Below are 21,724 nucleotides of genomic sequence, written 5' to 3'. Positions count from 1 at the left end.
CTTACACCTCATTGTTTTTAACCGCCGTTTTGTCACTAAAGATGTACGTAGAATTCGTACTCCTTTATGGGGGCAACAAAAAAATTCTCAACAAAAAAGCTGCAAATCAGTCTCTGATTTGCAGCTAATTTAGTGATTTTAATAACCATTTTAGCAAAAAACCAATGAGTAACCCAGGTATGACAAATGACATAGGTAAAAAAACAGGACCTGGATGAACATTAAAAATCGTAACCTTAGGTGAAATCATTAATCCTACTGTGACAAAATAAGCGGAAAATACAAAAGGTAAGTAAGAGTACTTTTCCTCAGCTGGCATTGCTGAACGATAACCATCCCACATCGCAAACATATAAACACATGGGTAAAACATTAGCCACTGATAATTAATTATGGATTCAGCTTTTTTTATTTCACCTAAAAAACTTAACATAATCGCACTATTAAAATGACTGTTCACGTTAATTATAAATTCTAGAATCACAAAGAAAATACCTTTGATGTACTGACCACTTAATAGCTGGCTGAATCCTGGAAAGGCTATACTCCATAATACCGCTTCTAATTTACTCATTTTTTTCATTTCTCTATCTCGCTTCTACTGTAAGTTACTTCCAATTTAGTTTTACCAGTAAACGTCCGAATAAACGAGGTTTATAAGAAATATTTTTGAATAGTTTCTTTGTGTAAAATTCATAAAATGGGTATCCGATAGTTCGGATTATCCTTTTGTTTTAAGTAAAATGCAGTCATTGCCTTGACGCCATCCCTAAAATCAGGGCACATAATTGCTGACCCCTTTAAGTCATTGACGGCCTGTGTACAATCAAAATGACCATCCACGTAAAATATTCCAGTGCTTCTTTTTCAACCCCCAGATACTTTCTCATCGGCTTTATGGAAAGAAACCATTTGCCAACAGATAATGGGAGGGTGCCCATTGGTTTCTTGTGCAGCAATTCCTCCATCATAAAGGTATATATTTCCGAAGCACGGTAGGGACGAGGGTCGGTTAAATGATAGGTCTTACCGGCATTGCCTTCTAAAAAGCTGAGATATGCTGTGGCTTGAATAATATAGTCAATTGGGACCAAATTAACATACGCTTCTCCTTTTCCTAGTCTTGGGAGCAGTAGGAGGAATTTTAATCTCTCCAAAAAATTCATCATAAAGTATGGGCCATCAAATTTTATCGTTTCTCCTGTTTGTGAATGACCTTTAACAATCCCAGGACGAATAATCGTAATCGGGACTTCTTCTTTTAGTTTTTCAACCAAAACTTCAGCCTCATATTTTGTTTCTTCATAATGATTTTTAAAACTTTCAGGGCGAATAAGCTCAGTCTCGTAAAGGGTTCCCTCTCGTTTTCCCACAACATATGCCGTACTAAAGTAGACGTAACGTTTTAATTGAGTCAGCCCCTTAACCCACGTATTCACATTATTTGTGCCATTCACATTAATTTTAAAAGCAATATCCCTTGGTACCGCCAAATCATAGATAGCTGCAAGATGAAAAACATGGGTTACCCTATTGTTTAGAATTTCAATGTTATCTTCAGAGATCAAGAGTGATGGCTGGGTGATGTCTCCCTCTATAAGGATAAATACATCATCCTTTAGACCTAGTTCTGTAATAATAGCATGTCGTTCCTTCCTTGCTTTATCCATCATGCCTTGAAGAACTAATACGTAAATTGTTCCTTTCCCTTCATTCTTTTTCAAAACTTCCCGAATTAATTGGTTGCAGATAAAACCCGGAAAACCTGTAAAAAAATAATTATATCCCAACGTAATACCTCCTAAAAAATGTTAGGTAGACATTTGTACTAATTGTATGTTGTTGCGAAAATAATAGTCAAGATATTAATCTGAATTTTCTGTATTTTTGTTTATTAAAAAAAGACAGGAATAATCCCGTCTTTTTACTCGTGCTGATCCATAGGGTTATAAAGCTTCACGTCTGGATTTTTTTCTTGGAACCATCGAAGTGCAAAATCATTTTCAAATAAGAATACATAATGATCAAAGCGATCTTTTACAAGCAGACTTCTAGAACTCGAGAGATTCTCATCCACAACATCCCCTTCTATCCATCTGCCAATTTTAGAACCCATCCGTTCCATCAATACCTCAGCATTGTATTCATTTTTCATTCGATGTTCAAAAACCTCGAATTGTAATTGCCCAACAGCACCCAATAAATAATCATCTGTTTTTACAGTTTTATAGAGCTGGATTGCACCCTCTTGAACAAGCTGCTGAATTCCTTTATAAAATGATTTTTGTTTCATTACGTTCTTTGCGGAAACCCTAACAAAAAGCTCCGGTGTAAATTGCGGCAGTCTTTCAAATTGGAAATTGTCTTTACCTGCGGTAATGGTATCACCGATTTGGTAAGTACCAGTATCGTAAAGACCAATAATGTCCCCGCTGACAGCCTCATCAACTGTATTTCTCTCCTCAGCCATAAAAGAAGTGGATTGAGAAAGCTTAATCTGTTTACCTAAGCGCGGAATATTTACGGTCATTCCTCGTTCAAATTTCCCTGAACAAATACGAACGAAAGCAATCCGGTCACGATGGGCTGGGTTCATGTTTGCCTGAATTTTAAAGACAAATCCTGAAAACTGTTCAGCAAGCGGATTAATTTCGCCTATCGATGAATTTCGAGCCATCGGAGCCGGAGCAAATTGCAGGTATGTCTCTAAGAAGGTTTGAACCCCAAAAGTTGTCAACGCAGAGCCAAAGAAAACCGGTGTAATTTTTCCATCCGCAACTTTTTCAGCAGAGAAATCATTACCAGCCTCATTTAACAGCATGATTTCTTCAAGCGTTTGGTCATAAAGTCCAGAAGCCTTTAATGGATGTTCTCCTTCTATTTCTCCATCACTATTTAATGGTATGAAACGGTCTTCCTCATTTACTCTAAATTGTTCGATTCGATTGTAATAACGGTCGTAGATCCCAAGAAACTCTTTACCCATCCCAATTGGCCAGTTCATGGGATATGACTCAATTCCAAGAACCTCTTCTAATTCCGCAAGAAGCTCTAATGGTGCTTTCCCTTGACGATCTAGCTTATTAATAAAAGTAAAAATTGGAATTCCGCGCATTCGGCATACTTTGAATAGTTTTAATGTTTGTTCCTCAATCCCTTTAGCAGAATCGATTATCATAACGGCACTATCAACAGCCATTAAAGTCCGATACGTATCTTCACTGAAGTCCTGATGTCCGGGAGTGTCCAAAATATTGACACGAAAATCATTATAATCAAATTGCATAACGCTGGACGTAACAGAGATTCCCCGTTGTTTTTCAATTTCCATCCAGTCACTCGTCGCAAACTTACCTGTTTTTTTAGCTTTTACCGTACCAGCGTCACGAATCGCTCCGCCGAATAATAATAATTTTTCTGTTAATGTTGTTTTCCCGGCATCCGGGTGAGAAATAATCGCAAAAGTTCTGCGTGATAATACTTCTTCTTTAAAATTGTTACCCATTTCTAATTCCTCTCTTTTGACAATCCAAAAATTTTTCTCGTACCCTTAATCTTATAGTCTCGCGGTCAAATTTGCAATCCTTTAATACAATCCGATTGGAAATCTATTTCCAGTCATTCCCGCATCGCCTTTTGTCATTTTCCTTTTATAATGGAATAAGACTCTGTTTAAGGAGATGACTAAATTGAATAAAAGTAAAAAACTAGTTTCAAAGATTATTCCGCTCATTGCAGCGTTACTATTATTACTTGTAGGGATTGCTTGGATCATCCAAACATCCAATGAAAAAGTTCAAATTCCTTTCTCTTCAGTTGAAGAAACGATTCTAGAGCAAAATGGGAAACCAGTAGCACTAACCGAGCACTCTGACGGCCGTATCCTGCTGGAAGTTGACGGTCTCAAATACGAATCACATGTTCCGCCTAATAGTCAAATGGTCGATAAACTCGTTGAGAAATATAATATTAATTACTCCTTTTCTAATAGCAGCCGTTTTGGAAAGTGGATCATGGCTGCTATAATACTTGCCCTTGTTGGAACTGCTTTGGTACTTCAAAAAACAAAAGGCGGGTTTGGTCTTTCGAATTCAATGAAGAATAGTGTTTCTCAGGCACGACCTCTTCCATCCATTAGTTTAGATGATATTGGCGGGATTGGTGAAGAAATGAAGGAAGAAATTCTTCAGACACTTTCAACACTGAAGGAACCGGAAAGAGCCATTAAAATGGGGATTAAGCCGCCTAAAGGAATCCTATTATATGGACCGCCTGGTACAGGAAAAACATTATTAGCTCAGGCGATAGCCCGTGAATTAAATGCAGCTTTCTTTTCTGCCAGCGGGTCGGCTTTTAATGAGTTATTCGTAGGAGTCGGCGCCAGCAGGGTCCGCTCTTTATTTCAGACTGCAAGAAAACAAGGTCCGGCAGTAATCTTTATTGATGAAGTTGACGCCTTGGCCGGCAGAAGAAAAGCCCACGGCGGTGAAGAAGCAGAAAAAACATTAACCGAACTCCTTGTACAACTCGATGGGGGGCATTCAAATGATGGAATATTGTTTATTGCCGCAACGAACAGAAAAGATATGCTAGATGAGGCGTTCTTAAGGCCAGGCAGAATTGACTTCTCTTTCCATGTTCCACTTCCAGATACAAAAGGAAGACGAGAAATTATTGATATTCATACTAAAGGGAAAGCACTAAGTGATGAGGTTCTAGCCTCTTTAGATGATTTAGCTGAAAGTACCTCCGGCTTTTCAGGAGCAGAGCTGCAATCATTATTTGAAACGGCAAGCAGACTGGCAGTACGTAATGGGCAGGAAGTATTAACAAAAGATGACCTTGATTATGCTCTTGACCGGACAATATTAGGAAGTACCTCTCGTTCTTTACAGGATATGGATACAAAGCGACGTGTGGCCATTCATGAAGCAGGGCACGCAATTGTAGCTTCATTAACCAAGCCAGGTTCTGTAAGGAAAGCGACCATTATCCCACGTGGTGAGGCACTGGGATATGTGGCACCTATCCCAAAAGAGCTTCATTTATCAACCACAAGTGATTTACTAGACCGGGTCGCCATGGTGTTAGCCGGTGGTGTTGCCGAAAGAATGCTGCTTGGCGAACATAGCATCGGCGTCAGTGGTGATGTGCAGCAAGCAAAGCAAATTATCGAACAAATGGTTGATACGGGTATGCTTCAGGGAGGTTTTACCCTTACCTTTAACAAACAGGACAAAGAAGAAAAAATGCAAGAACTGTTTGAAAAAGGTATAGAAAAAGCAGAGAATCTTATTAAAAGTCATCAATATCAGTATCAGCAATTAGTCGATAGCTTATTAAAGAAAGAAACACTTGAAGGCAATGAGGTAGAGAAAATTGTCTGGGGAAAGACTTCTGTAAAAAGTGATGATGTTTCTGCATAATTGAAATGAATGTTTTGAGGCACACTAACTTTATATATTCACTTAAGGAAGTGTTTGTAAATGGTTGACCCTCAAATATATTTTGAAGCAAAGAAACAGCGTGAAGGTGCTAAGGGGTATATCGATAATCCCAAAAAGACTGAAGGCTTATTGAAGAAGGCAATCCTCAAGGCAAGAAATAACAAAGGTACTTTAGGAGATGCCTGGGAAAAGCTGCAATTATTTTTTGATTTAGTCCAGGCATATTCCAAAGGTGAATATCGGAACGTTGCTCCCGCTACGATCTTAACTATCATTGGGGCTATCCTATATTTCGTTTCTCCTTTAGACGCAGTCCCTGATTTTCTCGTGGGATTAGGGATTGTTGATGATGCTGCGGTGATAGGCTTAACACTTAAAAAATTATCAGTTGAAATCAATGAATTCAAAAAGTGGAAACATTCAACAAAAGGAAACCCTCTTGACTAGTCAAGAGGGTTTCCTAAGCGCTTTCGCTTTTCTTATTATCTAAAACAAGCTGCTCCAACAATAATCAATAGGATAAATAAAACGACGATTAAAGCAAATCCGCCGCCAAATCCTGTACCACAGCCGCCATAACCAAAGCCGCCGCCGTAACCATATCCATATGGCATATTTATAACCCCCTCTTTAATTTAATAGTAACCTCGGCCCCAAGAAGCCCCGATAATAATTAACAAAATGAACAATACAACTAGAAGAGCAAAGCCTGCGCCGTACCCGCCATGTGAACCAGACATTTACATTACCTCCTTTTTTAATTCCATATATCCTATTCATATCTATAAAAATGTGCGATAGACACATATCCAAATAACCCACTTTTCAAAAAAAAGAATAAGCCCAATCTAATTGGGCATATCAATCATTTAGGATCCACTATAGGAAGGAGTCTATCCACTAACCTAGGTGATAGTGGCTGTAGTGATTTAAAACAGGTGAGGTCTACAACTAAACAATTCGAGGTTGTTCTTAATGAAAAAACATTATCGCATAAATCTACTGGATAGCCATCTATATCTACAGGCTCCAGTAGTGATATGGTTGCGCAGCATCTCCTAACATCTATTGCTTCTAATCGAAATACATTTGTAGTGAAGAAATCCCCATTATTTGTCCAACCAAAAGCCTCAAATTGACACTTTCCTGTTGAAAGGATAAATGGAATAGTGTCATATCCAAAATCCTCACTTAGAAAACGAAATTCATCAAAGGATAACTTTTTTTGTTCTTCTAATAGGTCCTGCAGGTCCTGGCATATACATATATCTTTATGTTCTTCCCCCATAACCAAACCTCCTTTCAAATTCTAGACTGGCTGTACATAAAACTGAATTTGCTTTGCGCCATTCAGGGCACATTCTCTTGCTCGATCTTTTGAATCCGCTGCAGCTAATACATATCCATAGCGTTGACCCATGGAGCGAGGCGGTGTAACAAGTTGACCACATTCAGCTTTCGTGTACACCTCTAAAACACCAGTTTGTTCTTTTGCAGAATCACAACCCGATACTTTAAGTAACTTCCCAACTGTTCCAACGATTAAATAATGGGTGTAAATAGCTTTATTGTGTTTTTTCCTTAATTCTGGTTCTAATCCCGTGAACAATCTTATGGTCTGTTCAGCAAGGTTATAACCAAACGCTTCTTCAATCATCCGGTTCATTGCTCCCCCAGCCATCCTTGGATTAATCTCAATCAGCTTCCAGCCTTTATTTGTTAATTTCATTTCTAAATGGCAAGTACCATTTCTTAACTGAAAATCCTCTATAATTGAAAAAACAGTTTCTTTTAGCCCCGGCAGTTGTTCTAAGTACAACTCAGGACAGACAGAATATCCAGTGATAATAAAACGTTCACCCTTTGTTACTTCCTGCTCTACAATCGCTGCAACTGTGATGATGGAATTAAAGACAACGGCTTCAATCAAATATTGTGGTCCCTCCAAATATTCCTCTACCAGTATAGGGGATTCAGAGTTTTTACGATGAAGTTGTTTCACACCCTTTTTACATTCCCAGACATTTTCAACCAGTAATACATCTTTTGAACCATTGGATTGAGGTGATTTGATAATTAGAGGAAATTGGTCTTTTAACTCAATTATTTGATCATCGATCGTTTCAGTTGAGCTTAGAACCTTAAAAAAAGGATTATAATTTTTCCCGGCTAAATACCTTCTGGTTAAAATTTTGTCGGTCATAACTTGCAGCGGATCAGTTGTAAGAGGAATATCGCAAAGAGTATTTGTAAGTAATGCCGCCAAATACACATATTCATCTAGAAAGCTAATAAAACAAACAACCTTTTTCCCCTCTTCAATAAAATCACTTATCGCTGAAAGTATGGCATCTGTATCTGACATATTTAATAGGTGTACATCATCTATTTCGTGATAATGTTCCCTATTTTCAACAAAAATGGTGCGATTCGTAAAAAGAATTGTCTCGTAACCTAGTCTTTTTGCTGCTTTAATTCCTTCGTAGCTCGATCCTGTTTTATTTGTACCTAAGAAAACAATTGATTTCATCCCTTGCACCCGCCAAAAATGTCATCACCTTTTTGTGATAGATTTCCTGTTACAATAAAATATTCTTTTTCCGGTAATTGGTATAGGCATGTTCATTATGTACGAACAGTTATTTGACCAATAAATTTAAATTGTGACAGATGCCTCCAAAAAAAAATAATGGACAAGTGTTTAGAAATTGAAAAACCATATCCTTATAACATTAAGGATATGGCCCACAACATTACTTATGTTCAGAAAACAGACCGCTTTTATCCATCAAAAAAAACCAACAACTTGTCGTTGTTGGTTTATTGGGAACAGATAGACCCTAATAGACTGTCGGTTTATTAAAAGTAAACAAGAAAAATGATTAACGCTAACAGGATTCTATATATAGCAAAGGGAACGAGTTTAATTTTATCGATTAATTTTAAGAAAAAGCGGATCGAGATTAAAGCAAAGACAAAGGCACTAATAAATCCTGCTATAAAAAATGGAAGAGCCTCCAACTCCATATACTGCCAATTTTTTAGTAAGGAAAGTAAACTGGCACCTGCCATAATGGGAACAGCCATAATAAAGGTGAAATCAGCAGCAGCTCTATGGCTCAATCCTAATAGTACCCCACCTGAAATAGTGGAACCAGAACGGGAGAAACCTGGCCACAATGATAAACATTGAATGAGACCAATCATTAGTGCTTGTTTATACGTAATCTGGTCAACTGTTTGGATTTTTGGTGTTTTTGGGCCAAATCGATCTGCAATTATCATGAAAATAGCACCAATCACTAGACCTATCAAAACAGTCTCAGTCGAAAATAAATACTCATCTATATAGTCTTCAAGTAGTACCCCAAAGATTCCAGCTGGAATTAATCCAACAATTACTTGAGATAATTTTAAACGATTGCCACTTTGTCCGGATAGCTTACTCTTTATTCGACCCATTCCTAAAAGGTCAATTATCCTGTCTTTAAATGTTACCACAACCGCTAAAATCGAACCCAGCTGGATCACGACTTTAAAAGTATTCGCTCCATATTTCCCTAAAAATTCTTCTGATTGAAGCCACATATCATCCACGATAATCATATGCCCGGTTGAAGATACTGGTGCAAATTCAGTTAGACCCTCTACTAAACCTAAAATAATTGCTTTAATAATCAATAATAACTCCATTAACTTAACTACTCCTAACTTAATCTTCTACTGTTTTAGATACAAGGATATGGAATAACCTTTTAATTGTACTCAATTCCCAATACCTTTAGCAAATGTTTTTTATTACATTATAATAGCGAGGCTTATGCCAGCCTCGCTTCCCTATTGTGAAATAATGCGATTGACACGCCCATTGAATTTCTCTAACCAATAACCACTTGTCATATCAGCTATTGCCACACCTGTTGAACTTTGTGAACCTAAGAATTTTCCAGCACCGAGGTAAATGCCGACATGTCCGTCTTTTTTATAAGTATCAAAAAACACAAGGTCTCCTGGAAGCATTTCCTCTACATTGACAGGTGTACCAGTGTTTTTCAAAACTTCGGTACTAGCGCCAATTTTTATATCTGCCTGTGCATACGCCCAACTGACAAAAGCTGAACAATCAAATCTTCCATTTGCTATATCATATTCATTTCGACCGCCGCCAAATACATAAACCGAATTCCCTACATACTTTAATCCTTCAGAAATAAGATTTTTAACGGTTTCATTCGTTAGCAGCATTGAATCGTTCAGAATTTGATTTGGATCAAGATCAGTTAAATCATACATAGCTGTAAGTGCAGAATCCTGCTGCATTAATCCTGCCTGTTCTGAGAGTGTAACTTGCTCTTTTTTCTTTGCCTCTGCTCTTAACCATTCATTGTGCTGCTTTTGTTCTAAAATTTGTGATTGCATTCCTTCTAATTCCACTTTCATACTCTGAAGCTCTGCTAATTTATCTTTTACTTGGGCTTGCTTCTTTTTAATCTCCTCTTTATCAGCTTCATGTTGGTTAATAATATTTTGATCTGCCTCGACAAATGAGGCTACCGCACCGACCCGATCTACAAAGTCCTTAAAACTTGAGGAGCCAAGTAAAACATCAAGATAGTTTACCTTACCTCCAGTTTCTTGAAATGTAAGTGCGCGCATTTTTAATATCTCATTACGCTTACTTAATTTTTCATTTAGCGTTACAATCTCTGCTTCCAGTTTTTGAATCTCTACTTGTGAATCACTTATTTTTTTCTCGGTTTCGAGAATGATTTGATTATTATCATTTATCGCTTGCTCTACTCGCTTGATTTGTTCATTAATTTTTTCAATTTCTTCTTTTACTTGGCTAAGCTCAACATTTCCTTTTAAAATTTCTAATTGGATTTTCGTGCGCTGCTCATCAATAATTTGCTGGTTATTATTTTCTTCTGCTTCTACTTGAAGTAATACAGCTGGACTTCCGAACGTGATTATTGTACATAATGCCATAATCTTCTTTTTCAAATTTATTCCCCTGCTTCCTTCATCGCAAATAGCAATAGTATTTGGTTTTTTCTATGTAATTAGCAACTTAGCAGTTAATTAACTTAGCAAAAATAATCCATTGTACCCACTTTTATCCTATTCTATTGCAAGTAGAAGTATAGCATGAAATGGTGTCAAATTAATAATAGTAATATTAAATTTATGTTTCAAGAATTTGCCGTGTTAAATTTGTCTGTTGATTTGCGCTCCACTAAGGAAAGCTTCTTTGAATAATCACCGCAGTGACAGGCGGTCTCTGCCTGTCACGAGGCACTTCGCTTTCCGCGGGCGGTACGGGGAGCCTCCTCGGCGCCAAGGCGCCTGTGGGGTCTCCCCTGCCCCGTCCTCCCGCAGGACATTGAATTACTTCCTTGAATCCGCCCACGCACGAAGAAAATGCGATAGCATTTTCGAGGAGTCTTCGTGCCTTCCGCGCAAATCAACAGAGTGCCCAAGTCAATTAGTTCCTTTTAACACAGCTACTATATTAAATGTTCACTGATTAACATGAAAAAGCAGGCCAATCGGATGTATTGGCCTGCTAATTTATTTTGGTGTATTCCTTTACCTTGCTTTTAGAAGTTCTTTGACGCTATTTTTTCCACGATTTACAATTTCATTGTGTGTATTTCTAGCCATTTTAACATACTCGTTTGTAACTTGCTGCCAAGCATTACGGCGTTCGCGGCCATAAGCGATGTTGGCTTCTGTGCTCTTTTCAAAATTATCCTCTAACTGGTCAATAATCTGGAAAACAGATTTGATTGGAGTAAGAGCAAGGTTTTCTAATTGATGAGACACCTCTTTAAGCTGCTCCTTAAGCTCCTCCCTTTCATTCATCATTTCCGCTTCAATTATTTCTTCGTCCTTCATAAGTTGTTCCTTGCGTGCATTCATTTGCTGCATGAAACCAGAAACAACTTCTTTGTTTGTTTTTTTAGTTTGTTCGAAAAGATTAGCTATTGAATTTCTATATTGTTTGTTAAACTTGATGACTTCTCTTAGTGCATTCAAATATGCGTCTTCACGGCTTTCCCGCAGTTGTCTTGCACGCTCAAGTGATTGCTCATACTGATTCCAGAGTGTATCTACAAATAAACCCTCATCTTTAGGTTCTTCTGCTGCTGGAATCATCTTTTCTTCAACTGCTTGAACATTTTCACTCTTTTTCTGTGCCATCGTCCTTCCTCCTCTTTTTACTGTTTACTTTCTCTATCGGATCCCTCTTTTGAAATGAAGGAATATAGAGCTCAAGAAAACTTGAATACATTTTGAAGAATTGGTCCAGCATCGATTGGTACGATTCTAGTTGATTGGCATAGCCTTTTAAGTATGTAATACCAGCTTTGGTTATGGAATATCTTCTTTTGGCAGGACCACTGCCATTTGTATCCCACTCTGATGATACTAGTTCTTCCTTTTCGAGCTGTCTTAACAGTCTGTAAAGATTACCCTGGTCAATCGTTTTAAAACCAAATCCTTGTAATTTCTGGCTTAGCTCATATCCGTGAAGAGACATTCTGCTAAGAAGCAATAGAATAAATGGCAGAACAAAGTTTTTTGAAGGATTGACAGACTGATTGTCTTGATTTACCACTTCTATATCACCTCACCTATATGTATTTTACACCTATGAGTAATATTTTGTCAACGTTGCTAATACATGTTATTATATGCTGTAACATCACGTTTACAATTTTCGTAACTTGGGAATTAAAGTAATTAAAATATTAAAGGTGGTGTCGAATTGAAACAATCAAAAGTTAGTATGCTGGGGATGCCTTATTTACATTTTGGCAATGGCGAACACTTAGTTCTTATCCATGGTTTAGGTGAAGTTAAGGACGGATGGCAGTTACAATTTGAATTAGCTGATCAGTACGAATTAATAATTCCTGATTTACGCGGTCATGGTGAATGTACCAAAACGGAAGGGATATCTATTCCAAATTTCGCAGCAGACGTTATCGCTTTATTAAACGAGTTAAAAATTGAAAACGCACACATTTTAGGCTTATCAATGGGCGGAGCAGTTGCCCAAGAAATTTATCGTCAAGCCCCCCACCTAGTTCGTTCTCTCATGTTGATTAGTACATTCCACTTTTTCCCTAAAACACTCAGAAAGCCGTTATTCAAATTTAAGAAAGTGAGACTTGGGGTCGCAGCAACAGATACCGCTTTAAAAGAAACAGCTGCTCATATGAGCCTATATTCTTGGTCAGAAGAAAATATGAATCATTTCAAGCGCTATTTCCAACCGAAGCGCCACATCTTTTTAAAATCTTTAAAAGCATGTTTCCAAGTTAATAATATTACTCTATTACCAACAATAAAAGTTCCAACGCTTATCATAGGATGTCAGTATGATTCTGTTTTACCAGTATGGATTCAGTACTGTATGCACAAGCTGATACCACATTCAGAATTTATCATTATGAGAAACTCGGGGCATTTAGCAAAATTAGAAGCAGCAAACCGATTTAATCTCCTGCTAAGAAAGTTCTTAAACCGGCATAAGGCTGCTTCTTAATTTATTTAAGCGGGAAGGATGGGGGTCCTTCCCGCATCTAACATGTTTTTACTTAAACTGTTGTAACTAATTCCTTTTCTTTTGTCTTTCCTCTTAGGCTATCTTTAACCACAAGCCCCTTTAAGGAAGCTATTTCATTTTTAATTTCTGCTAATTGACCTAGCCCAAGTTTAACCTCCTGTAAATCGGTTTTCTGCTCTTCAAGATTATTCATATTCATCATTTTCGTCTGTGATTCTTTTATTTCCTCAAGTTCTTCTCTTACATCACGAAAGTTAACTTGAATAATTTTAATATCGACAAGGTCTTTCCGTAATTCCTGGAAATCATCCTTCATTCTTTTCAATTCCGTTACTTCATGGACAGTTTTTTGGAAATCAACCTGTAATTGTTTAACCAACTTAACCATTTCTTGAAATAGTTCCAGGCTTTCTTTATTTAATGCACCAAGATTATCCTGTAATTTCAACATCTGTTCCTCTAAAATATCGATCTTTCTCTCTGCTTGAATCGATAGATTAGCAACATTCGCGATATCCTTTTTGGTTGGAATATTCATTATACCAGCCCACATCTCATTAATTTGTTTAAAGCCCTGGTATGGATCATACATTTTTCCTTTTGACATTCTTCATCATCCTCAAAGTTATGATTTTGTGACTTCCTCGGTTTTTTCCATATACTTATTTAAAGGAAACATGAATGATTTAAATTGACCGGTTAGAAGACCAACAAACCCTTTTTGACTCTCATAGATTAGGCTTGCTGCTTGTTTTAATGTTTTAATATATTGCTTCCTTGCATTCTTCCGAACAGCAATATATTGTTCAATCATGTCAAAATATTGATCCGTCATTGGATAACTTAAAATCTTTTGTAATGGTGCACTTAAAATGGAAGCCGTTCTATTTTGAATTTGGTCTATTTGCTGATTAATGTCTTCATACGATCTTTTTGGAAAGATATGCTGAAGGACTGTGGTGGACATTAAAAATTCCTCTCTTGCAGTTCTCTCCCAATTTGCAAATTCTTTATTGAACTGTTCTCTGACAGATTTAATATTCTCTTGATTTCGTTTAATACCTTCAGTAAAACACCTGGCTTCTTTTAAAAACACATCATCACGAAAATCTGCGTGCTTTGCCCATTGGTCTAACTCACTAAAAGCATGCTTCCAAAGACTGTCCAAGCTTGAAAACTGTTCTGGTTCCATTGATTCTTTAGTATTAGGTATTTCCACTTCTTTAATCTCATTTTCATCCGTGGTATTTTCCACTGTATTACGCCTTCTTTTCGTTGTTTTTGGTGATTCTTCATTTTTCTCAGCCATTTTACTCATTCCTTTTTTTAATTATTCTTGCCTTATAGGTCTTAAAAACTTGTAATCTGGTAATTTATTTTTTATTGTAAGTTTTCTTATGAGGATTCTCGATGTGTTCTAGGAAGTTTTATAGAAGTGGAATTCTTATGAATGAATCTTTTGATTTTCTTCTTGTCGCAGCATTCTCCTTAGTAACTTCCCGACAGATGATTTAGGAAGTTCGGTTAGAATCTCTATCTCTTTCGGGACTTTATATGGAGCTAGGAATTGCCTTGAATAGTCTATTAATTGTTCAGGTGTAACAGCAGCACCAACTTTTAATTTTACAAAAGCTTTTACTGTTTCACCTCTATAGGAATCTGGCATTCCCACGACGATAGCCTCTTCAACAGCTTCATGCTGATAGATAATTTCCTCAATTTCGCGAGGGTAAACATTGTATCCGCTTGCAATAATCATATCTTTTTTCCGGTCTAAGATGTAGAAGTAACCATCCTCATCCATTTTGGCGATATCGCCCGTAAAGAGCCATCCATCTCTTATGACCATTTGTGTTTCACTAGGACGCTTCCAGTAGCCCTTCATAACCTGAGGCCCGCGAAGAATTAATTCACCTGCTTCACCAACCGGAACATTTATATATCCATCTTCTATCTCCTTTACAATTCTTGCTTCTGTCCCTGGTATAGGAATGCCCACACTATCGAGTTTACGCGGAAGAAATGGCGGTGTGGAAATTGCAGACGGGGCTGTTTCTGAAAGTCCGTATCCATCTGCAAGTCTAATACCTACGCGTTTTTCAAAAGTTTCCACCTGTTCCACTGGCAGTGGAGCCCCACCGCTGCTAAGGTAGTAAATATCTTTAATTGAGCTATCTTCTAATAGCGGGTGACTGTTTAAAGCGAATATCATGGTAGGAACTGCAGTCAGCTGGAATGGCTTTTCCCGATTGATCAACTCAAGTAATTCATTCACATCGAAACGAGGAAGAATTAATTGATTACACCCTATTCGGATGGCTGAAAGTGCATTGCATGATAATCCATAGACATGAAACATAGGGAGGACGCTGATTATCTTAAAATTTTCTGGTTTCTCATCAACTGCATTATAAGTAAAATCACAAACTTGAATAATATTCGCCAGCAGGTTCTGATGGGTGAGCATGACGCCTTTGGAAACACCTGTGGTTCCACCGGCATATTGTAAAATAGCCACATCTTCTTCGATGTTAATTGGGATTTCAGGGATTACGTTATCATGAGTAAGAAAATCATCAAAATATATATCACCATCTGCAAGATTAATTCTGCTTCCCCCAAATCCTACGACGATGATTTTTTTCAATGAAGTTCTTGGTTGAACTTCTTTTACCTTTTGATAGAATGCTTCGAAAACTACCATATAGCCAGCTTCAAAAGATCGTATAAAGAATCGTAGTCTACTGAAACATCCTTACTAATTCTTGGATCATAAAACTTTAACCATGGCTTTTGCGAATAAACCATACAATCTCCTCCCCTTTTCCTATCAAGTTTTCATCCACTTAAATTATTGGTTTAAAAAAATTTATTGTAAACGTTGCCAAATCGACAATATTCCGCATTTTCCTAATTATTACTAATATTCACAGTGTCTAATTCTTGATAGAGGTAAGATACATTAAGAAAATTGAGGGTTTTTGTCGAAATTATCATTCTTGTTCACACAATTTTCGAATCTGCTGCTCACCTAACCTTTAAACGCCTGTCGATAGATATTCGCCAGCTCTGTTACAAGCGGCTGCTTTGGATTTGCAATCGTATCTTGATCGTCAAAGGCATGTTCCGCAAGGATATTTATTTTTCTTTCGAATTCATTCTGACTTATCCCTGTTTCTTCAATGCTCATTGGCAATTCCAATTCCTTCATTAAGCCCGTAATTGCTTGTATTAAACTCTCAACACCAGCTTCAGTTGTGTCTGCAGCCAGTCCCAGCATTCTTGTAATCTCTGCATAGCGCTGATCAGCAATAAAGTGTTCATATTTAGGGTATGTCATGAATTTATTCGGCTTTGTTGCATTATAACGAATGACGTGAGGTAATAAAATGGCATTGGCACGGCCATGAGCAATATTGAATTCAGCACCTAGTGCATGTGCCAGGCTATGATTAATTCCTAAAAATGAATTAGCAAAAGCCATCCCTGCAATCGTTGAGGCATTGTGCATTTTTTCCCTGGCAAGTTCATCATTACCGTCTCGGTAAGCCCTTGGTAAATATTCAAATACTAATTGGATTGCTTTCAATGCTAATCCATCGGTAAAATCATTGGCTAATACTGAAACATAAGCTTCTATAGCATGTGTTAAAACATCCATTCCAGTATCTGCTGTTACATGCTTAGGTACCGTCATGACAAACTGAGGATCGACAATCGCCAAATCTGGAGTTAATTGAAAGTCAGCCAGCGGATATTTAATATTTGACTTTTTATCAGAGATCACTGAAAAGGAAGTACTTCAGATCCTGTTCCTGATGTGGTTGGAATGGCGATAAAGATTGCTTTGCCACGGAGAGCAGGGAATTTAACCACTCTTTTGCTAGGATCAAAGAATTTTTGCTTTAAGCTATTAAAATCTGCTTCTGGATGTTCATAGAAAAGCCACATTGCTTTTGCTGCATCCATTACGGAGCCGCCACCAAGTGCAATTAGAGAATCAGGCTGGAATTTCTGCATCCTTTCTGCACCCCGCTTGACACTTTCAATATCTGGCTCAGGTTCAATATTATATAAAACTTCATATTGAATATTACTAGGATGTTTTTCTAATTGATAAAGCACTTTGTCAATGGAGCGATTTTTCATTTGACTTTCACTTGTTACAATAAACACTTTTGAGATCCCAGGAATAGCTGAAAGCACCTGGACCGAGTTCCTTTCAAAAAATACTTGTGATGGAACTTTAAACCATTGTGTCATGTTTCTCCTTTTTGCAACCTTCTTAATGTTAATTAAATTTGCTGCTCCTACATTTTGAGACACAGAGTTCCCTCCATATGTTCCGCACCCAATCGTTAAGGACGGTAAAGATGTGTTATAGATATCACCAATCGCACCATGAGTCGATGGTGTATTAACCATAATTCTGCCAGCTTTCATCCGAAGGGAAAAGGTATCAATCACATTTTGGTCAGCAGAATGAATGGCAGCAGAGTGTCCAAGTCCCCCGTACTCAAGAGTTTCTTCGGCAATCATCAGCCCTGCTGCAAAACTATTTACTTTATAACAGGCTAATATAGGGCTCAATTTTTCACAGGATAGCGGGAATTTCGGTCCAACTCCTTTTAATTCAGCAATTAATATTTTCGTATTTACAGGGACATTAACACCTGCCATCTTTGCAATCATATGGGCAGGCAATCCGACAATCATTGGATTTAAGGAAGCACTTTTTTCGTCTATCACGGCCTTTTCAATCAATTGTTTTTCTTCATTATTTAAGAAATAACAATGATTTTCGATCATTTCTCTCTTTACTTCCTCATAGACCTCATGATCGATGATAAGTGTCTGTTCAGAAGCACAAATCATTCCGTTGTCGAATGTTTTAGATAGAATGATGTCGTTTACGGCATGTTTAATATTTGCAGTCTTTTCAATATAACAAGGAACATTGCCGGCCCCAACACCTAGTGCTGGTTTACCTGAGCTATAAGCGGCTTTTACTAAATTTGGTCCGCCAGTAGCTAGAATAAGCGCAACCTTCGGATGCTTCATTAATAGTTGAAATGCTTCATGTGAGGGAATATCAATCCATTGTATACAATTCTCAGGTGCCCCAGCTTTTACGGCTGCTTCCCTAAGTAGTTTTGCCGTTTCGACACAGCACCTTTGAGCATATTTAGGAAAGGCAAAGATAATTGGATTTCTTGTTTTGAGAGAAATTAATGACTTAAAAATGACAGTGGATGTTGGATTCGTAATAGGTATAACCCCAGCTATGACTCCAACTGGCTCGGCCATCTCAACCATGCCTTCATGCACGTTTTCACTAATAACTCCCACCGTTTTTAGATCGCGTATGTTGTTGTAGATAAACTCGGTCGCAAACATATTTTTGAAAACTTTGTCTTCATAAACTCCTCTTCTCGTTTCTTCTACTGCAAGCTTTGCCAAGTCTTTATGATGTCCCAGTGCTATATAGGCCATTTGCTTAACAATTTCGTCCACCATTTCCTGATTGTAGCAGCGAAATTCAGCTAACGCCTTAGCCGCATTTTTAGCCAAAATATCGATCATTGCCACTACATTTTGTTTATCTTGCACAACTTTTTCTTCGACTGCCATAACTATCCCTCCAAATAAATCTTTTCAAGCACGCATATTTTCTCATTTGAACTATCTATTCCTTTAATCTTTTCTGGCTAAAATATATCATGTTGAATAATGCAGGATTTGTCGAATTGCGCTAAAAAACGAATGAATATTCATTCATTTTTTAAAATTTCACAGAATGTTCAAAACTAGTTTCACACCATAGAATGAAAAAACGCTCCTCACCTATAAGGGAGAGGAGCGTTTTTTCAAATCAGCCAGTATTACGTAAACCAGCTGAGATTCCACTAATAGTTAGTAGTACCTCAGTTAATAATTCTTCTGATGGTTCGTCTTGGTTTCTTAATTCCTTAATTAATTCTACCTGTAAAAAGTTTAGTGGATCCACATAAGGATTTCGACGATAGACTGAGTCTTTAATGTTTGGGGTATGATCCAGTAATTCATTATCCCCAGTAATTTTGAGTAGAATTGCTTTCGTTCTTTCATATTCTTCAAGGATATTCGAGAAAATTCGCTCAGCAATTTTCTGATCTTCAACTAGTGATAAATATTCTTTTGCAGTTGTGATATCTGCTTTCATCAATGCCATTTGAAGATTATCAATGGTGGATCGGAAAAATGGCCAATTTTCATACATTTGCTGTAATTGTTGTAAATTTTGTTCACTTTTTTGAGCATAACTTTCTAATCCAGTTCCTGCTGCATACCAAGCTGGAAGGAGCTGCCTGCTTTGTGTCCAAGCAAAAACCCATGGAATAGCTCTTAAATCCTCAAATCGGCCGCGATTTTTTCTGCTCATTGGTCTTGAACCGATGTTTAAGTCACCAAGTTCTCTCAATGGGGTTGCTTCATTAAAATAGGTTAAAAAGTCTGAATCTCCAAAAACAAGTGATTGATATTTCTTAAGGGCAACGCTGGAAATCTCTTCAATGACTGATTCCCATATTTCATCCCTCAAATCTCCAGGCTCTGCCTCTTTTGATACACGGGCTGTTGCCAGCATAAGTGTAGAAGTTGCCTGTTCTAAGCTTCGATAAGCGATGTCTTCAAGCAAATAGCGTGAAGAAAGGACTTCACCCTGCTCAGTTATTTTCACTCCATCTCCAATCGTTTCTGCTGGTTGCGAAAGTAGACTTTTGTTTAATGGACCGCCTCCGCGTCCTAGAGAACCGCCGCGTCCATGGAAAAACTTTAATCCAATGTGATACTTGCTTGCCATCTCGTGAATTTCAAGCTGTGCTTTATATAGCTTCCAATTTGCTGTTAACGTACCGCCGTCTTTACTGCCGTCCGAATACCCAAGCATAATTTCCTGCTGGTCATTCATTACTTTTAAGTGATTGCGATATACAGGCATTTGGAACAATGTTTCCATAATTTTAGGACCAGCTGTTAAATCATCAATCGTTTCTAGCAACGGGGCAACATTTAATTGGCTTTCAACCGTTCCATCTGCATGGAGTCTATAAATTCCAGCCTCTTTCGCCATAACCAGTACTTCAAGTAAGTCACTTGCTGACTTTGTCATACTTACAAGATAAACAGAAATGGACCGTTTTCCAAATACTTTATGGGCATTTCTAATCATCTGAAATACCTGAATCATTTGCTGTGTTTCCGGTGTATAATCTTCGTTTAATAATAGTAGCGGGCGCGGGTCCATTAAGATATTTTCTAATATTTTTACTTTTTCATCCTCTGAAAGCTGAGCATAATTATCCGTAATTTGGACTTTTCGTAAAATCTCTGTAATAGCTGCCTCGTGTTCACCACTATGATTACGAATATCAAGTGTTGCTAAATGGAAACCAAAGAGTTGGACTTGACGGATTAACTTTTGGATGGTTTTTAACTCATGGGCTGCTGGATGATGGTTTTTTAAACTTCTTTTCACTACATATAAATCTTCTAATAATTCTTCAGAAGAATGATAACCTAAATCTGATTTACCCACTTGTTTCAATCGTTCGATAATAATAGCAAATTTACGGCGGTATACTTCCCCTTTAACTGGCCATTTCTTATCATCTGTCAGAAACTTGTCCTCTTCTGCCTCTAAGGATTGGACTAATTCTTGACTGACCTCTACCCGGGTTGTGGAATGACTATAACGTTTCATAAGATCTACTAAGACATTTTTGTATTTCTTTAAGACAAGCTTCCGCTGCTTATGTAACGTCTCCCACGTAACCTCCGGAGTTACGTTCGGGTTTCCATCACGGTCTCCGCCTATCCATGATCCGAACCTAAGGAAATTAGGAACATCCCATTTTGCAGCGGAATAGTTCTTTTCTAAGCAAATTTCTACTTCACGATGAATTTCTGGAAGGACTTCAAATAAAGTCTGATCAAAATAATACAGCCCGTTCCGTACCTCGTCCAACACACTCGGCTTATTATGGCGAAGCTCATCTGTCTGCCATAGAATCGTCACTTCATTAAACAGACTCTCTTCGAGCTTTCTTCGCTCTCTTTTTGTTAATAAAGGATAGTCGAGCTTCTTCAAGATTACAGCAATACGTTGTTGTATTTCTAGGATTGAACGCTTCGCTGCCTCTGTTGGATGTGCGGTAATGACTAGCTCAAGAGATAACTTGTTTAATACCTCTTGAATCATATCTTCATTAAGATTGTTCTCCTTTAAAGAGAGAATTGCACTTTCGATAGAATCTGGCTGAACGATTGAATCATCTTCTAGTTGATATTGTCTTCTCCTGCGAATACGGTGATTTTGTTCGGCGATATTTATCAAATGGAAATACATTGAAAATGCCCTAATAACCTGCTTTCTCATTGGGCTGTTGAGATTTGCAATTTCTTCCTTTAATTCGGAATAAATTTCGTTATCAAAATGAGTTCTAAGTGTTTTACACATCAGACGAATTTTTTCCACTTTATCGAATAGTTCAGTCCCGCCATGGCTGACTAGGATCTCACCAAGGATTTGACCTAGTAATTTTACATCGCGGCGAAGTGGAAGACTGCTGTCATTCACCTTTAATTCTGTACTCATGCTTTCACCCTCCCTGTACTAGTAAATTTACTAAATTTTTTATTTATTAATATAACATAACTTTGC

The 21,724-nt window shown here is 37.6% G+C and carries 18 protein-coding genes and 1 pseudogene; 3 read left to right on the top strand and 16 right to left on the bottom strand.

The annotated features are described in order from the left end of the window. Positions 1–124: 124 nt before the first annotated feature. The 3 genes from ACIQAA_RS26430 to ACIQAA_RS26420 form a co-directional block, all read right to left on the bottom strand. On the bottom strand, positions 125–583 hold the full coding sequence (locus tag ACIQAA_RS26430) for a hypothetical protein (RefSeq protein ID WP_402625767.1): 459 nt from the start codon (positions 581–583) through the stop codon (positions 125–127). Between the two features lie 217 nt (positions 584–800). Further along, positions 801–1,790 carry an SDR family oxidoreductase gene (locus tag ACIQAA_RS26425; RefSeq protein ID WP_402625766.1) on the bottom strand — a complete coding sequence of 330 codons (990 nt, stop codon included), beginning with the start codon at positions 1,788–1,790 and terminating at the stop codon, positions 801–803. Positions 1,791–1,924: 134 nt separating this feature from the next. Continuing rightward, positions 1,925–3,505: a peptide chain release factor 3 gene (locus tag ACIQAA_RS26420; protein WP_402625764.1), complete on the bottom strand. Its 1,581-nt coding sequence runs from the start codon at positions 3,503–3,505 to the stop codon at positions 1,925–1,927. A 184-nt stretch (positions 3,506–3,689) separates the two neighbouring features. Between ACIQAA_RS26420 and ACIQAA_RS26415 the strand changes: the two genes are divergently transcribed. Beyond that, positions 3,690–5,426 carry an AAA family ATPase gene (locus ACIQAA_RS26415; protein WP_402625762.1) on the top strand — a complete coding sequence of 579 codons (1,737 nt, stop codon included), beginning with the start codon at positions 3,690–3,692 and terminating at the stop codon, positions 5,424–5,426. A gap of 60 nt (positions 5,427–5,486) precedes the next feature. Beyond that, the gene (locus tag ACIQAA_RS26410; RefSeq protein WP_402625761.1) at positions 5,487–5,894 is read left to right on the top strand and encodes a YkvA family protein; all 408 of its coding nucleotides are present in this window, start codon (positions 5,487–5,489) and stop codon (positions 5,892–5,894) included. Positions 5,895–5,929: 35 nt separating this feature from the next. On the opposite strand, the gene ACIQAA_RS26405 is transcribed toward ACIQAA_RS26410, so the two are convergent. The 8 genes from ACIQAA_RS26405 to phaQ all read right to left on the bottom strand — a co-directional run bounded on the left by ACIQAA_RS26405 (position 5,930) and on the right by phaQ (position 12,069). Further along, complete coding sequence (locus tag ACIQAA_RS26405; protein ID WP_221820539.1) at positions 5,930–6,061, bottom strand: YjcZ family sporulation protein; 132 nt, start codon at positions 6,059–6,061, stop codon at positions 5,930–5,932. 21 nt (positions 6,062–6,082) lie between these two features. Continuing rightward, entirely contained in the window at positions 6,083–6,187 is a 105-nt protein-coding gene (locus ACIQAA_RS26400; protein WP_283864294.1) for a YjcZ family sporulation protein, read from the bottom strand. Between the two features lie 125 nt (positions 6,188–6,312). Continuing rightward, a complete protein-coding gene (locus ACIQAA_RS26395; RefSeq protein WP_402625759.1) occupies positions 6,313–6,735 on the bottom strand; it encodes a CotY/CotZ family spore coat protein in 423 nt (140 codons plus the stop codon). Positions 6,736–6,756: 21 nt separating this feature from the next. Then, positions 6,757–7,977, bottom strand: a complete 1,221-nt coding sequence (locus tag ACIQAA_RS26390) for an ATP-grasp domain-containing protein (protein WP_402625757.1) — start codon at positions 7,975–7,977, stop codon at positions 6,757–6,759. Between the two features lie 329 nt (positions 7,978–8,306). Further along, positions 8,307–9,140 carry an undecaprenyl-diphosphate phosphatase gene (locus tag ACIQAA_RS26385; RefSeq protein WP_402625755.1) on the bottom strand — a complete coding sequence of 278 codons (834 nt, stop codon included), beginning with the start codon at positions 9,138–9,140 and terminating at the stop codon, positions 8,307–8,309. Between the two features lie 144 nt (positions 9,141–9,284). Next, the gene (locus ACIQAA_RS26380; RefSeq protein WP_402625754.1) at positions 9,285–10,451 is read right to left on the bottom strand and encodes a C40 family peptidase; all 1,167 of its coding nucleotides are present in this window, start codon (positions 10,449–10,451) and stop codon (positions 9,285–9,287) included. A 585-nt stretch (positions 10,452–11,036) separates the two neighbouring features. Further along, on the bottom strand, positions 11,037–11,651 hold the full coding sequence (locus tag ACIQAA_RS26375; protein ID WP_402625752.1) for a hypothetical protein: 615 nt from the start codon (positions 11,649–11,651) through the stop codon (positions 11,037–11,039). Next, the gene (gene phaQ / locus ACIQAA_RS26370; protein ID WP_179598122.1) at positions 11,632–12,069 is read right to left on the bottom strand and encodes a poly-beta-hydroxybutyrate-responsive repressor; all 438 of its coding nucleotides are present in this window, start codon (positions 12,067–12,069) and stop codon (positions 11,632–11,634) included. The genes ACIQAA_RS26375 and phaQ overlap by 20 nt, the downstream gene beginning before the upstream one ends. Positions 12,070–12,219: 150 nt before the next feature. Between phaQ and ACIQAA_RS26365 the strand changes: the two genes are divergently transcribed. Further along, the gene (locus ACIQAA_RS26365) at positions 12,220–13,002 is read left to right on the top strand and encodes an alpha/beta fold hydrolase (protein ID WP_402625750.1); all 783 of its coding nucleotides are present in this window, start codon (positions 12,220–12,222) and stop codon (positions 13,000–13,002) included. A 52-nt stretch (positions 13,003–13,054) separates the two neighbouring features. Here ACIQAA_RS26365 and ACIQAA_RS26360 read toward each other — a convergent pair whose 3' ends face one another. The 5 genes and pseudogenes from ACIQAA_RS26360 to ppc all read right to left on the bottom strand — a co-directional run bounded on the left by ACIQAA_RS26360 (position 13,055) and on the right by ppc (position 21,658). Continuing rightward, positions 13,055–13,630, bottom strand: a complete 576-nt coding sequence (locus ACIQAA_RS26360; protein ID WP_402625749.1) for a hypothetical protein — start codon at positions 13,628–13,630, stop codon at positions 13,055–13,057. 18 nt (positions 13,631–13,648) lie between these two features. Next, a complete protein-coding gene (locus ACIQAA_RS26355) occupies positions 13,649–14,332 on the bottom strand; it encodes a hypothetical protein (protein WP_402625747.1) in 684 nt (227 codons plus the stop codon). A 135-nt stretch (positions 14,333–14,467) separates the two neighbouring features. Continuing rightward, positions 14,468–15,727, bottom strand: coding sequence for an AMP-binding protein (locus ACIQAA_RS26350; RefSeq protein WP_402625746.1), 1,260 nt, complete (start codon positions 15,725–15,727; stop codon positions 14,468–14,470). A 327-nt stretch (positions 15,728–16,054) separates the two neighbouring features. Then, positions 16,055–18,654: pseudogene (gene adhE, locus ACIQAA_RS26345) on the bottom strand (bifunctional acetaldehyde-CoA/alcohol dehydrogenase). Positions 18,655–18,895: 241 nt separating this feature from the next. Continuing rightward, positions 18,896–21,658, bottom strand: a complete 2,763-nt coding sequence (gene ppc, locus ACIQAA_RS26340) for a phosphoenolpyruvate carboxylase (protein ID WP_402625745.1) — start codon at positions 21,656–21,658, stop codon at positions 18,896–18,898. Positions 21,659–21,724 lie beyond the last annotated feature (66 nt).

It is taken from the genome of Neobacillus sp. NPDC093182, from assembly GCF_044754045.1.
Note: the sequence above shows the minus strand (reverse complement) of the source record. Positions and strands in the feature narration are given on the sequence as shown.